The organism is Streptomyces sp. NBC_01546 (assembly GCF_045208355.1).
Taxonomy (GTDB): Bacteria; Actinomycetota; Actinomycetes; order Streptomycetales; family Streptomycetaceae; genus Streptomyces.
The window spans coordinates 67,471-81,164 of the sequence record NZ_CP109379.1; the positions used below are offsets into that span (position 1 = coordinate 67,471).

A 13,694-nucleotide genomic window follows, 5' to 3' on the forward strand; every position below is an offset into this window, starting at 1 on the left:
CGCCATGAAACATCACGTGACCGTCGGCATCGACGGCTCTCCCGAGAGCATGGCGGCCGCCCGGTGGGGAGCCCGGGAGGCGGCCTTGCGGCGGGTGTCGCTGAGGCTCGTCCACGCTGTCGACTGGCCGAGCAGCCCTGCCATACCGCGGCTGGGCCACGAGGCGGCCGACCGGTGGGCCGACGAAGCTCTTACCGATGCGCTGGAGGACGTACGTCCCCGTCACCCAGATGTGGAGATCACCACGAGGTGTCTGTCCGGCAGGCCGGCCGCGGCGCTTGCCGCTGAGGCGATCGACGCGGGACTGCTCGTCCTCGGTTCCCGAGGCCTTGGCGGCCTGGTCGGCTTCCTCATCGGCTCGGTGGGCATGTCGACGGTCGCAGCCACCGAGACCCCGGTGGCCCTCGTACGGGCATCGGATGAAACGGCGGACGCGGAGCCCACCCGGTACGGCGAGATCGTCGTGGGTGTCGACATCCACGAGGCGGCCGACAAGGTCCTCGCGTTCGCCTTCGAGGAAGCCTCCCGTCGCGATTGCGCCCTGCGGGCGGTCCACGGCTGGAAGCTCCCATCCGCTAACGAGTACGTCCCTTTCTTCGACCCCGACAACGAACGTGACATCGGCCGGAGTGTCACGCAGATGCTGGACGAAACGCTGCTGCCGTGGCGTTCCAAGTTCCCGTCCGTGCGGGTCACCCACAACGCGTTCATGGGGCCCGCCGGCCCGCAGCTCGTCCAGGCTTCAGCCGGCGCGGACCTCGTTGTCGTCGGCCGGCATCTGCGCCGCTCGCCTCTGGGCGCGCATCTCGGACCGGTGGCTCATGCCGTTCTGCACCATGCCGCCGCACCTGTCGCGGTCATCGCCCACGACTGACGGACCCGCATGCAAGGGAGATCAGGCCATGCCGCATCGCACTCGCCACCACCCCATCGGCCTCATCTCGGAGGCCGACCTGCTCCGCCGGCAGGCCGGCCTTCCCGGCACCGACGGTCGGGACCACATGCGCGGGACGGCCGACGTGGACCAGCACGCCACGCGGCAAAGGCGGAAAGAGTCCGCCCGCTTCTCGCGGATCCAGATTGTGCGGTGCACGGCCGCCAGCCGCTTCTCCGCATCCGTAAGGACTCTTTCCGTCAATTTCATTCAAGCACCGCCGGGGCGCGGCCAACAGGGCCAGTCAGTCCCCAGCGGACCCCGGACGGCCCTACCTCCGGAGGACGGCGATATCGAGGATCGAAATACGGGCTGATATTTCAGGAGGCGTCATGAAGCACCTGCGCACCGTCGACGACGTAATGACGCATGCCGTCATCTCCGTCGATCGCGGAGCACAATTCAAGGACGTGGTGGAGACCATGCGGCAATGGCGGATCAGTGCGCTGCCCGTCCTGTCAGAAGACGGACGGGTCGCCGGCGTGGTCTCCGAAGCGGACCTGCTGCTCAAGGCGCAGGGCGCGGACGAGTCCCGCGCCGTCACCGCAGGCGAGCTGATGACCGTACCGGCCGTGACGGTGCGCAAGGACGCCACCATCCCGGGCGCCGCCCGCCTGATGGCCCGCGGCCACTTGAAGCGGCTCCCTGTGGTCGAGGGCGACGGCCGCCTCGTCGGGGTGGTCAGCCGTGGGGATCTTCTGAAGATCTACCTCCGCCCCGATGCTGACATCGGAGAGGAGCTCCGTGAGCTGATCATGGCTGAGCTCATCCCCGCCGGTTCGGCCGAGGTGCACGTCCACGTCGCAAACGGAATCGTCTACCTCCACGGCTCCATCCCCGCCGCGACTCTGCGGGACGTGTTGATGCGTGTCGCACGCACGGTACCGGGAGTCGTGGACGTCACAGCGCAGTTCGACGTCGAAGTTCCCGCATAGGGAGGACGACGATGAGGCACCGCAGCGTCGCCGACCTGATGACTCCGACAGCCGTCAGTGTCCAGCGCGGCACCCCGTTCAAGGAGATCGCCCGGCTCCTCGACGAGTTCGACATCACCGCTGTGCCCGTCGTGGACGAGTCCGAGCGTCCCGTGGGCGTCGTCTCCGAAGCGGACCTGACCGTCGAGGTCGCCGATGGGGTGGTGACCCTCAGCGGCGCGGTGGGACGGCACAGCCTCGTCCCCATCGTCGTGCGGCTGTGCCAGAGCGTCGACGGAGTGGTGGACGTGATCAATCGGCTCAACTACGAGCATGAAGACATGTCGCTCGGCTCGCCGACGGCCACCGAGCGGTAGGAGAAGACCGTGAGGCATCGAGAAGTAAGCGAGCTGATGACCCGGGAGGTCGTCACCGTCCCCCAGAACGCCGCCTTCAAGGACATCGTCCGGACACTCGTGGAACACCAGGTGTCGGCAGTCCCCGTCGTCGACTCCGCGGGGCATGCCTTCGGCCTGATCTCGGAAGGGGACCTCCTCCCGAAGTCCGCAGCCCAAGGCGACTACTTCCGGTCGCTGCCCGAACGGGAAGCGTGGCAAGAGGACAAGGCAGCGGGGTTGCGTGCCGAAGAGCTGATGTCCGCTCCTCCCGTATGCGCCAGACCCGACTGGACCGTCGCCGAAGCCGCCAGGCTGATGGAAGCGCAAGGAGTCAAACGTCTCCTCGTCGTCGACGAGACGGACACGCTGGTCGGCATCGTCAGCCGACGGGATCTGCTGCGCATCTTCCTCCGTGACGACGATGCGATCCGCCACGAGATCACGAGTGACATCCTCGACCGCACCCTGCGCCAGAGCTCCAGCGCCATCACCGTGGACGTGACCGGCGGCCGGGTCGAGCTGCACGGAACGGCGCAGCTCAAGAGCCTCATCCCGGTCATCGAAAGGCTCTGCCGCACGGTGGACGGCGTGGTCTCGGTGAAGGAGCAGCTCGGCTTCGCCGTCGACGACACCCTCGCACCCTGAGGAGCTGAGCCTCATGATGCCAAGCGCCCTCCAGCCGGTCCTGGTCTCGGCCCGGCTGGACTCTCCCTTGTCCCGGTGGCTCTGGCTGATCAAATGGGTCTTGGCAATTCCGCACTACATCGTGCTGTTCTTCCTCTGGATCGCCTTCGCCGTCGTGAGCGTGATCGCGTTCTTCGCCATCCTCTTCACGGAGCGGTATCCGCGCCCCCTCTTCGACTTCAACCTCGGTGTGCTGCGCTGGTCTTGGCGCGTGTCCTACTACGCCTACGGCGCGCTGGGCACCGACCGGTACCCGCCGTTCAGCCTCGGCCCCGAACCCGACTATCCGGCCCGCCTGGACATCGCCTACCCCGAGCGCCTCTCCCGGGGCCTGGTCCTGGTGAAATGGTGGCTGCTCGCCATCCCTCACTACCTCGTGATCGGCTTCTTCACCGGTGCCGTGCGAGGCGGCTGGTGGGGCGGCGGCCTGATCGGTCTCCTCGCGCTCATCGCGGTCGTCACACTGGCCTTCACCGAGAAGTACCCACGCGATCTGTTCGACCTCGTCATCGGGCTCAACAGGTGGGTGCTGCGCGTCGCGGCCTACTCCGGTCTCATGACCGACGTATACCCGCCGTTCCGCCTCGACATGGGGGGAGAGGAGCCCCCCGACCGCATGCCGAACCCTGTCAGAGGAGCATGAGGATGGCCATCATGAACGGACTCGTCGCCGTCGGCCTCGACGGCTCGGCAGAGAGTGCGGCAGCAGCCCACTGGGCCGCGCGGGAGGCACTCCTGCGTGAGGTTCCACTCCATCTCGTCCACGCTGAAGAGTGGGCGTCCCCCCTCGACCTCACCCCCGTCACCAGTGCCGGCATGCGCTCTCAGTGGGCGGAGGCGCTCCTGCGCGATGCCGCAGACGAGCTCCATGACAGGTATCCCGAACTGAGCATCAGCACCCGGTCGCTCGACGACCGGCCAGCGAAGGCACTGGCTGCCGTGGCAACAACCTCAGACATGCTCGTCCTCGGCTCGCGGGGGCTCGGAGCCCTCGCCGGCTTCGTCCTCGGCTCCGTCGGTATGGCAGTCATCCACTCGACAGAGCGACCCATCGTGCTGGTGCGCGCGGGCGAGGATGCGATTGCGCACCCCCAGGACTGCCACAGAGACCGTGAACTGGTCGTAGGCGTCGACATCGGCCAGCCCTGCGAAGCGCTACTGGCCTTCGCGTTCGAGGAGGCATCCCGGCGGTCCTGCACGTTGCGTGTGCTCCACAGTTGGGCTCTTCCCCCGCTGATGGGGTACGGAGCTGTGTACGACCCGAGGATTCACGCACAACTCGACATCAGCGCGAATGCCGGCCTGGACGAGATGCTGGAGCCTTGGCGTGAGAAATACCCGGGCGTACACGTCGCCGCGCGTGCGACGGCCGGCCATGCCTCCTGGCAGCTCGTGGAAAGCGGATCCGAAGCGGGACTCATCATCGTCGGCCGACGCATCCGCCGTTCTTCGGTCGGCGCGCACATCGGCCCGATCACTCACGCGGTCCTCCACCACGCCCGGGCGCCTGTCGCCGTCATCGCACGCCAATAGTGAAGCCAGGCCGTAGAAAGCGAGAAAGACACTTCATCGAAGGAGATGCACCTCATGACGAGCCAAGTGACTGTGGGCCTGGACGGCTCCCCTGAAAGTACTGCGGCGGCCAGCTGGGCGGCCTATGAGGCCGAGCTCCGGAACGCGTCCCTGGATCTGGTCCACGCCGAGGAATGGCTGGAGAATCCGCCACTGCCGGTCTTGACCACCGAGGAACGCCGCCACTGGGCCGAAGGCATCCTCCGCGATACGGCCGACGAGCTACGGCGCGAGCATCCTTCGCTGGAGATCTCTACGCGCCGGGTGGGGGGCCTGCCTGCTTTGGCCCTGGCGTCCGCCGCGAAAGACTCCGACATGCTCGTACTCGGCTCCCGCGGGCTCGGCAGCATCGCCGGCTTTCTCGTCGGATCCACGGGCGCCGCCACCATCGCAGAGGCCGAGCGCCCGGTCGTGCTCGTACGGTCAGCCGACAGCACGGGGACCCCAGCCGTCCGTGACCGTGACCGGGGACCTGTCGTGGTCGGGATCGACATCCACCACCCTTGCGACAGACTCCTCGCCTTCGCATTCGAAGAAGCAGCCCACCGCGCCTGTCCGCTCATCGTGGTGCACGGATGGTCTCCGCCGCCGATTCTCAGCTATGCGCCGATTCTCGACCCCGGAGTGCAGTCGGAGATGGCTCACGGCATCAGCACGGCGATGAACGAAATCCTGAGCCCGTGGCAGGACAAGTTCCCTTCGGTGGCCGTCGAACCGCGCGTGACCACCGGTCAGGCAGCGATCCAGATCCTCGATGCCGCCACCGGCGCCGCCCTCGTCATCGTCGGCAGGCGTATCCGCCACTCCGCGTACGGCACCCACATCGGCCCGATCGCACACGCTGTGATGCACCATGCGGCAGCGCCGGTTGCCGTGGTCGCCCACGAGTGAGGTCCACCGCCAGGCAGGAAAGTCCCATGACCACAACTCTCCCGGACGCATCAGAAGTCCTCCCCCTCATCGAGGACGCCGTCATGGCGCCGTCCATGCACAATGCCCAACCCTGGAAATTCGTCTTCCAGCCGGACACCGGAGTCATCGAACTCCACGGCGACCCCGGCCGGGCGATGCCCCACGCCGACCCGGACCACCGCGCCCTCCACCTGGGCTGCGCCGCCGCGTTGTTCAACCTGCGGGTGTCCGCCGCCTGGGCGGGCTGGGAGCCTGCCGTACGGATGCTGCCCGACGACGGCTCCCCGTGGCTCCTGGCCACAGTGAGTCTCCGGAAACCAGAAGTGACGGGCACCGAGCGGGCTCTTGCCGCCCTGCACCCGGCCGTGCGGCGACGTCACTCCAGCCGATTCCCGTTCAGGGAGGAGGAGGTACCACCCGCCCTGCTGGACGGTCTGCGGGCCGCCGCTCTCCTGGAGGGCTGCCGTCTGGCCGTCCCGGAAGCCTGGCACACCGAGACCGTCCTCGGCCTGATCCACGACTCCGAGCACCGCGAGGAGATGGATCCCGTCATGCGGGCGGAGACGGTGGCGTGGACACATTCCGGTACGCCGGAAGGGCAGGTCCGACCCGACGGCATCCCGGCCTACGCCTTCGGGCCCAAGCAGTCCGGCCGGGGCAGCGGCGTACGCGACTTCGGCCGCTCCCAGTCCGTACCCGGCCGCGGGTGGGCCGCCTTCGAACGGCGACCCCAGATCGCACTGCTGGGTACCTCCGGGGACGGACCCGAGGACTGGCTGCGCGCAGGACAGGCCTTGGAGCGAGTCCTGCTCCAGGCCACTGCCGACGGCCTGGTCACTTCCATGACCTCGCAGCCGCTCGAGTGGCCCGAACTCCGCTGGACGGTGCGCGACCCGGGCGCCGCGATGAGCCACGTCCAGATGGTCATCCGGCTCGGCTACGGCCCCCAGGGGCCTGCAACGCCCCGGCGCCCCGTAGCCGAAGTCCTCGACGTCCGATGAGTTGCCAAAGGAGGCCCGGTGCTCGGCGACGGGGTGAGGTGTTCGCACCCTCGCGCGTGCCGTACCGGAGCAGCCCTGATGCCTGCGAGAGCGTGGTGCCATGGTGATGTGGATCCGCACATATGACGAAGCCCGAGGCCTTTGGCAGTACTTCGAAGGCGATGAGGAAGGGCGGGTCCTGCGACAAGTGGACTTGCGAGGCGATGACAGCACGCCGGTGACCGCTGCCTCCCTGGAGGAGGTTCTCCGACTTCAGGAGCGCGCGGACATCGCCACTATGAGCCGGTATGAGCAGTGGTACGGCCTCGTCACCGAGGGCAGACTCACCGGATGGGAAGAAGCGCCGCGCGCCGGCGAGATCTCGGCCGAGGAGTTCGAGAGGGTATGGCTGGTCGCCCGGCGGACCTTGGGTGCCACCGCCTCCTCCCCGCACACGGAAAGATGACGACCACCCCCGCGCCCGTCCAGTGCCGCCAGTGGACACCTAAGAGGCCTCCATATCCAGCCAGCCCGTGTACGGCTTCGGGGATTCCTCATGTGACGGCGCGCCGACGGCCTGCATGTCTCCATAGGCCGTTCGCTTCAGCTGCTGGGCCAGGTTCTCCATGGCCCGTGCGGTGGCGAGTTCGTCGCCGATTTCCGGCACATCCTTGTCCCGGGGTGCGCAGCGGGCGGTGCCGTGGCCGATGAGCTTGTTCGTGCCGGTGTCCAGTTCGAGGCGGGCCTTCGTCGTCTGGTCCTCTTCGAAGAGGTAGAGACGGACCTTCCATTCTGCGGTGTGTGTCATGGCGTGCCTCCGGTAATGGGTGTCAGGGCGTCGTATGCTGGTGGGTGCGCCGGACCCAGCGCCGCAGTTCGTCGGTGCCCCAGACGAGGACGGGGAAGGTCGCGATGAGGGCGACGACGTCGAGCGGCAGGGCGGCGGTACCGAACAGGCCTTGCAGGGGCGGCGCGTAAACGAGGGCCGCGGTGAAGGCGAGCTCGAAGGCGATGCCCGCCAGGAGCAGGGGGTTGGTGAACAGGCCGATGTCGCGCAGGGCCGCATGGTCGGTGCGGGCGGCGAAGGCGGTGCCGACCTGGCAGGTGACGATGCCGGCGAACGTGGCCGTGGTCGCGGTGATGTACGCGTGGTGCAGGGGGCTGCCCGCGCCGGTGGGGTCGCCCGGGTGCCAGCCCGCGCGCCACAGTACGTAGAAGAACGCACCCATGACCAGGACTGCGGAGACGGTACCGAGGTAGCCCCAGCTACGGATGAGCATGTCTCGGGAGATGACTCCTTGCGAGCTCGGGCGGGGCGGGCGGCTCATGGTGCCCGGCTCGGCTCGTTCGCGGCCGAGGGCGAGGGCGGGGAGCGTCTCGGTGCCGAGGTCGATGGCGAGGATCTGCAGGACGGTCAGCGGGAGCGGGACCGTGCCGGCCGACAGCGCGAAGACCAGGAAGGGGACGACCTCGGGGGTGAGGTGGGCGAAGATGTAGACGATGAACTTGCGGACGTTGTCGTAGACGCGGCGGCCGGATTCGATCGCGGTGACGATGGTGGCGAAGTTGTCGTCGGTGAGCACCATGGTGGACGCCTCACGGGCCACGTCCGTGCCGGAGAGTCCCATCGCCACTCCGATGTGGGCTCGGTGCAGGGCGGGGGCGTCGTTGACCCCGTCACCGGTCATGGCGACGATCTGCCCGTGTGCGCGCAGGGCGTCGGCCACCTTCAGCTTGGTCTCGGGCGAGGAGCGGGCGAAGACGACTTCGGCGTCGGCTGATGCGAGGAGTGCGTCGAGTTCGTGGTCGCCGATCGACTCGGACTGTGCAACCACCTGCAGACGAGGTAGGCCTATGCCGACCTCGCGGGCGACGGCCGCGGCGGTGGCGCCGTTGTCACCGGTCACGATGTGCACGCGGAGTCCTGCCTCGTGGCAGCGCCGGACGGCGGCGGCGACTTCGGGGCGCGGTGGGTCGTACAGGCCGACGAGCCCGAGCAGGCAAAGCCCGGTTTCCACGTCCTGGCGACGAGTCGGTACCTCGGCACCGGCCGGCAGTGTTCGGACGGCGACGGCCAGGACGCGCATGCCTTCGTGGGCGAGTTCCTCCGCCGCTGCGGCCGCGGACTGCGAACTGCCTTCCAGGGTTTGCAACACCGTCTCCGGCGCTCCCTTGACGATGACGCGCAGACCCTGCACGCCATCGGCTTGGACGACGGACATCAGACGCAGCCGGGGGTCGAAGCGGAAGAGGGCTCGACGCCCGGTGTCACGCCCGTCGAGGTCGACGGGAGCGGCGTGGGCAGCGGCACCTTCGACCAGGGCCATCTCCGTCGGGTCGCCGTGAAGTTCGCCTTCTTCGCCGCGGGTGACCGTCGTGCACAGCGAGCTGGTCCGCATCAGCTCTCCGTCCCAGGGGCCGGGCTCCCTTCCGTGCTCCGGCGTCCACACGGCTTGGAGTCGCATGCGGTTCTGGGTGAGGGTTCCGGTCTTGTCGGTGCAGATGACGTTGGTGGAGCCGAGCGTTTCGACGGCGCTCAGGCGTTTGATCACCGCTCCCTGGCGGGCGAGGACGCGTACGCCGACGGCGAGCGCGAGGGTGATGGTCGGCAGCAGGCCCTCGGGGACGTTGGCGACGAGGAGCCCGATCGCGAACATGAGGGTGTCCGTCAGCGGCAGGCCCACGGCGACACCGGCCGCCAGGAACACGCCGCCCATCGCGACCGCTACGGCGGCGATGAGCCAGGCAACCTTCTTGACCTGCTGCTCCAGGGGGCTGGGGTCGCGCCGGGTGCGCTGACTCAGTGCGGCGATGCGGCCGAGTTCCGTGTGGTCCCCGGTGGCGAACACGATCGCCTGGGCCTGGCCCCCGGTACAGACGGTGCCGCTGAACACGAGGTTGGGTTCCTGCAGCAGCGGCGCCCCGATGAGTCCGGGGCCGACGATGCGTTCGGCGGGTGTGGACTCCCCCGTGAGCATCGACAGGTCGACCTCGATGCCGCCGTCGGTCAGGCGCGCGTCGGCGGGAACCTTGGCGCCCTCTTCGAGAACGACCAGATCACCCGGCACCAGTTCTCTTGCCTCCACCGCCGAGGGCCGGCCGTCGCGAATCACCAGGGCGTGCTCGGGCAGGTACTTCGCCAGAGTCTCCACCGCCTGTTCGGCCTGCCGTTCCTGGAGGAGCGCGAACGCCGCATTGACGAGAACCACGGCGATGATGGCCCACCCGAGCACGGGGATGCCAGCAACGAAGGCCAGCGCGGCGGCCGCCCACAGCAGCAAGGCCAAGGGATGGACCAGCTGCCGTACGAGTTCACGCCCCAGGGAGGTACGGGCCTTGCGGCGGACTTCGTTCGGACCATAGACGGCGAGGCGTCGGCTCGCTTCCCGAGTGGAGAGGCCGCTCGAGCCGGTATGGAGTTCACGGCGCAGCAGCGGCAGAGGCTCCAGCGGGTCCGGGCTCAGGAGCGGTTCCTGACCGGCGGGCAGAGGGGTGGTGGTGGCCTCAGTCATCTTCGGCTCCCGGTTCCCGGCGCAGCCGGCCGGACCAGCGTGGCTCTACGAGATCCCACTCGCGGTCCCACCCAGCGAGGCTGCGCGCTTCGACGCGGCGGAGCCTGAGCCAGACGACTCCCCCGGCGGAGAGAACAAGTACCCCGAAGGCCGCGGCCCCGGCGGCAACGGCGGTGGAGGCGAGTTCGCCGTCGGGGCGAGGAGCCGGCGCCTTCCTTCCGGAGTCATCGACCCAGACCGTGACCGTCCCGCCCACGGCTGTGCCGGCCGGGACCAGGACCGTGTCGGTGTGCCGCTGGGAGGCGGGATACTTCCAGGCGGCCTGCGCCGTCGCCATCGGGGCGTTGTTGACTCTCGCGGGGAGGGCGCGGTCGGCCTCACCAACCGTCGTCGCCGACACCTGATGCAGGTGCAGGGCCTCCGCACGGGCGGCGCGGACTTCGGTGTTCCAAACAGCCGTCCCGATGGCGATCGCGCAGAGCACGGCGATGAAAGGAGAGAACGCGAAGGCGACGAGCCAGCGGCTGCGGGTACGGTCGGCGGCGCGCCGCAGTTCGTTCGAACGGCGACCGAGCAGCCGTCGCAGCGGGCCCTTCTCCGGGTGAGCCTCGAACATGTCCTGCCTCCGCGCTGTCGCCTTGCCGAGTCGCTCAGTTGAGGGCGGCGAGCTCGGCGCTGATGTGGTGAGCCCAGGTCTGGATCCGCTCGGGATTGCGGAAGTCACCACCCTTGCCATGCCGGACCAGCGCCTTGGCGATCAGACCCGGAGTGTGGGACGTGATGCTGCCGCCGAAGGTGACGTGTTCGCGTGCACCCAGGCTCTCCATCTGCTGCGCGACCGCCCGCACCGGAGGGATGTCGTGCTGCTCTGCGGAACTGTCGACCGGACCGCTGCTGAACAGCCAGACCGGGCGGTGCTTCAGGTAGTCGGCGTTGCGTTCGGCGCAGCGCTTGGCCTTGCGGCTCCAGTGCCCTGCGTACAGGGCTCCTCCGAGCACCACAGCGTCGTAGCTGCGTACGTCGTCCACGTCGTCGGCGGGGAGCACGACGGCGTCGAGACCGTCCTCGCGGAGGGTCACACCGATCTGCTCGGCGATGCCGGCGGTCGCTCCGTGCTTGGTGCCGTAGGCCACCAGTACCCGCTTCGAGGTCATGGCGTTTCTCCGTTCCCGTCGTTCTTGGTGTGCTTCACCGGAATGCCGCGCACCCTGGCGATGTGCTCGGGAAGGAAGCTGCGCCTCCGCTCCCTCACCGTTCGTGGCATGGCGTGCTCCTCTCATCCGCTGGACGACAGGTCCACTCGGGGCATTCGGGGCTGGGACGGGCCCCTTCGGTCCGCGCCGTATCGCTTCAGTTCGGCGGCGGCCACGTGCTGCTTGACCGCCGCGAAGCTGTCCGGGGCCACGGAGATCGAGTCGATGCCGGTCTTCACCAGAAACTCGGTGAAGGCAGGGTCATCGCTGGGCCGCTGGCCGCACAGGCCGACCGTGGCACCCACCGACTGGGCACACGGGACGAGGATCTGGATGCTGCGGGTGACCGCGGGGTCGGTCTCGTCGAAGATGTGGGCGAGAGCTTCGGAATCGCGGTCGACGCCCAGGGTGAGCTGGGTGAGGTCGTTGCTGCCGATGGAGAAACCGTCGAAGCGCTCGGCGAAGTCCTGGGCCAGGATGATGTTGGCGGGGATCTCCGCCATGACGTACACCTTGAGCCCGTTCTCGCCCCTGCGCAGTCCCTCTTCTGCCATGACCTCCAGGACCTTGTCCGCCTCTTCGAGGGTGCGGCAGAAGGGGATCATGATGATCACGTTGGTCAGGCCCATCTCGTCACGGACGCGGCGTAGTGCTCGGCATTCGAGGGCGAAGCCTTCCCGGTATCCGTCGCTGTAGTAGCGGCTCGCGCCGCGCCAGCCGATCATCGGGTTGGCTTCGACGGGTTCGAAGGGGCGCCCGCCCAGGAGGCGCGCGTACTCGTTGGTCTTGAAGTCGCTGGTCCGCACGACGACCGGGGAGGGCCAGCGGGAGGCGGCGATACGGGCTATTCCGTAGGCGAGGCGGTCGACGAAGTATTCGCCGCGGTCGAGGTAGCCCTCGGTGAGCTGGTCGATCGCGCAACGGTCTTGGTCATCCAGTCGTTCGGGGTGCAAGAGCGCCATCGGGTGGACCTTGACCTGGTGCGCGACGATGAACTCCAGCCGGGCGAGCCCCACACCGTCCGCCGGCAAACGCCACCAGCGGAAGGCCGCGGACGGATCGGCGAGGTTCAGCATGACCCGGGTCCGGGTGGCCGGCAGGTCAGCGAGGTCGGTCTCGGTCTCCTCGTACGCGAGCAGGCCCGCGTAGACCCGGCCATGGCCGCCTTCGGCGCAGGAGACGGTCACATCCTGACCGTCGCGCAGCGCCTGAGTCGCCCGGCCGGTGCCGACGACAGCGGGGACGCCGAGTTCGCGGCTGACGATGGCGGCATGCGAAGTGCGGCCGCCGTGGTCGGTGACGATCGCGGAGGCCCGCTTCATGATCGGTTCCCAGTCCGGGTCGGTGATGCCGGTGACAAGCACGCCGCCAGCCGGGAACTGGTCGAGGTCGACGGGCGAGTCCAGGGCGACGACCGGGCCCCGGCCGATGGCCTCACCGACCGCGATGCCCTCGATCAAGGCCTCGCCCGGCGTGGCAGTCAGCCGGCAGCGGCGCAAGGTGGAGGCGCGGCGCCGGGACTGCACGGTCTCGGGCCGGGCCTGCACGATCCACAAGTCTCCGGTGAGTCCGTCCTTGGCCCATTCCAGGTCCATCGGGCAGCCGTAGTGCTCCTCGACGGTCTGGGCCCAGTCTGCCAGCAGCCGAACTTCCGCATCGGTCAGCACACGCCTCGAACGCTCCTCGCCGCTCGTGTCGACGGTCCGGGTCAGCCCACGTTCTGCGTAGACGGCCTTCTGGCGCTTCGCGCCGATCCGTACGCCGATCACCGGGTCCAGAGACGGGTCCTTCATGCTCGGCTTGAACACCGTGTACTCGTCGGGATCGACCTGACCGCTGACGACGGTCTCCCCCAGCCCCCAGGCCGCGCTCACGACGATGACCTCGGGAAAGCCGCTCTCCGGGTCGAGGGTGAACATCACGCCCGCACCTGCCAGGTCAGACCGGACCATCACCTGGATGCCGACCGAGAGCGCGACAGAGAGATGGTCGAAGCCCATCCGCTCCCGGTAGTCGATCGCACGGTCGGTGAAGAGCGACGCGTAGCAGCGGTGGCAGGACTCCAGCAGCTGGGCGGGCCCCCGGACGTTCAGGTAGGTCTCCTGCTGCCCCGCGAAGCTCGCCTCCGGCAGGTCCTCGGCCGTGGCGCTACTGCGTACGGCGACCTCAGGTTCCTCCCGCCCCTGGTCACGGGCGAGCTGCTCGTACGCCGAGACGATCTCGGTCCGCAGCCCGTCCGGCAGCGGCTCGGCCATGATCAACGACCGGATCGCCGTCCCCACCTCGTCCAGCGCAGCCCCCTCATGCAGACGCCCGAGCTGCTCCTCGATGCGCCCGCGCAGCCCGTGGCCGCCCAGCAGCGCTCCGTACGCGTCCGCCGTCGTGGCGAACCCGGGAGGCACATGCACACCCGCAGGGGCCAGGTGGGCGGTCATCTCTCCCAGGGAGGCATTCTTGCCGCCTACGTGGCCGACGTCCTGCCGGCCGAGTTCTGCGAACGGTATGACGCGTCGAATGGTGGCCATGACGTCCTCCGTCGGTCAGGACCAAGGGATCGATCGGTCCATGGGCCTCAACAGGGCAGCTGCGATGAAG

General features: G+C 68.6%; 14 protein-coding genes. 9 read left to right on the forward strand and 5 right to left on the reverse strand.

The window, feature by feature from the left end; translation table 11 throughout:
- The first annotated feature begins 4 nt into the window (after window positions 1–4).
- From OHA89_RS00310 to OHA89_RS00350, 9 genes are all read left to right on the forward strand, one after another.
- Window positions 5–874: a universal stress protein gene (locus OHA89_RS00310; RefSeq protein ID WP_406364829.1), complete on the forward strand. Its 870-nt coding sequence runs from the start codon at window positions 5–7 to the stop codon at window positions 872–874.
- 392 nt (window positions 875–1,266) lie between these two features.
- A complete protein-coding gene (locus OHA89_RS00315; protein ID WP_406364831.1) occupies window positions 1,267–1,869 on the forward strand; it encodes a CBS domain-containing protein in 603 nt (200 codons plus the stop codon).
- A gap of 11 nt (window positions 1,870–1,880) precedes the next feature.
- On the forward strand, window positions 1,881–2,225 hold the full coding sequence (locus tag OHA89_RS00320; protein ID WP_406364833.1) for a CBS domain-containing protein: 345 nt from the start codon (window positions 1,881–1,883) through the stop codon (window positions 2,223–2,225).
- Window positions 2,226–2,234: 9 nt separating this feature from the next.
- Complete coding sequence (locus tag OHA89_RS00325) at window positions 2,235–2,891, forward strand: CBS domain-containing protein (protein ID WP_266616543.1); 657 nt, start codon at window positions 2,235–2,237, stop codon at window positions 2,889–2,891.
- Between the two features lie 13 nt (window positions 2,892–2,904).
- Window positions 2,905–3,573: a DUF4389 domain-containing protein gene (locus tag OHA89_RS00330; RefSeq protein ID WP_266616545.1), complete on the forward strand. Its 669-nt coding sequence runs from the start codon at window positions 2,905–2,907 to the stop codon at window positions 3,571–3,573.
- 2 nt (window positions 3,574–3,575) lie between these two features.
- Window positions 3,576–4,463, forward strand: a complete 888-nt coding sequence (locus OHA89_RS00335) for a universal stress protein (protein WP_266616547.1) — start codon at window positions 3,576–3,578, stop codon at window positions 4,461–4,463.
- A gap of 54 nt (window positions 4,464–4,517) precedes the next feature.
- On the forward strand, window positions 4,518–5,393 hold the full coding sequence (locus OHA89_RS00340; protein WP_406364836.1) for a universal stress protein: 876 nt from the start codon (window positions 4,518–4,520) through the stop codon (window positions 5,391–5,393).
- Window positions 5,394–5,419: 26 nt separating this feature from the next.
- Entirely contained in the window at window positions 5,420–6,415 is a 996-nt protein-coding gene (locus OHA89_RS00345) for an Acg family FMN-binding oxidoreductase (RefSeq protein WP_406364838.1), read from the forward strand.
- A 100-nt stretch (window positions 6,416–6,515) separates the two neighbouring features.
- On the forward strand, window positions 6,516–6,860 hold the full coding sequence (locus OHA89_RS00350; protein WP_266616553.1) for a hypothetical protein: 345 nt from the start codon (window positions 6,516–6,518) through the stop codon (window positions 6,858–6,860).
- Window positions 6,861–6,899: 39 nt separating this feature from the next.
- On the opposite strand, the gene OHA89_RS00355 is transcribed toward OHA89_RS00350, so the two are convergent.
- The 5 genes from OHA89_RS00355 to ppsA all read right to left on the reverse strand — a co-directional run bounded on the left by OHA89_RS00355 (window position 6,900) and on the right by ppsA (window position 13,624).
- Window positions 6,900–7,202, reverse strand: a complete 303-nt coding sequence (locus OHA89_RS00355; protein ID WP_266616555.1) for a DUF1876 domain-containing protein — start codon at window positions 7,200–7,202, stop codon at window positions 6,900–6,902.
- A gap of 22 nt (window positions 7,203–7,224) precedes the next feature.
- The gene (locus OHA89_RS00360; protein ID WP_266616557.1) at window positions 7,225–9,906 is read right to left on the reverse strand and encodes a cation-transporting P-type ATPase; all 2,682 of its coding nucleotides are present in this window, start codon (window positions 9,904–9,906) and stop codon (window positions 7,225–7,227) included.
- Entirely contained in the window at window positions 9,899–10,522 is a 624-nt protein-coding gene (locus OHA89_RS00365) for a hypothetical protein (RefSeq protein ID WP_266616559.1), read from the reverse strand. Before OHA89_RS00365 ends, OHA89_RS00360 begins: the two co-directional genes overlap by 8 nt.
- Before the next feature lie 34 nt (window positions 10,523–10,556).
- A complete protein-coding gene (locus tag OHA89_RS00370) occupies window positions 10,557–11,060 on the reverse strand; it encodes a flavodoxin domain-containing protein (RefSeq protein WP_008734933.1) in 504 nt (167 codons plus the stop codon).
- A 122-nt stretch (window positions 11,061–11,182) separates the two neighbouring features.
- Window positions 11,183–13,624, reverse strand: coding sequence for a phosphoenolpyruvate synthase (ppsA, locus tag OHA89_RS00375; RefSeq protein ID WP_406364842.1), 2,442 nt, complete (start codon window positions 13,622–13,624; stop codon window positions 11,183–11,185).
- Between the last annotated feature and the right edge of the window lie 70 nt (window positions 13,625–13,694).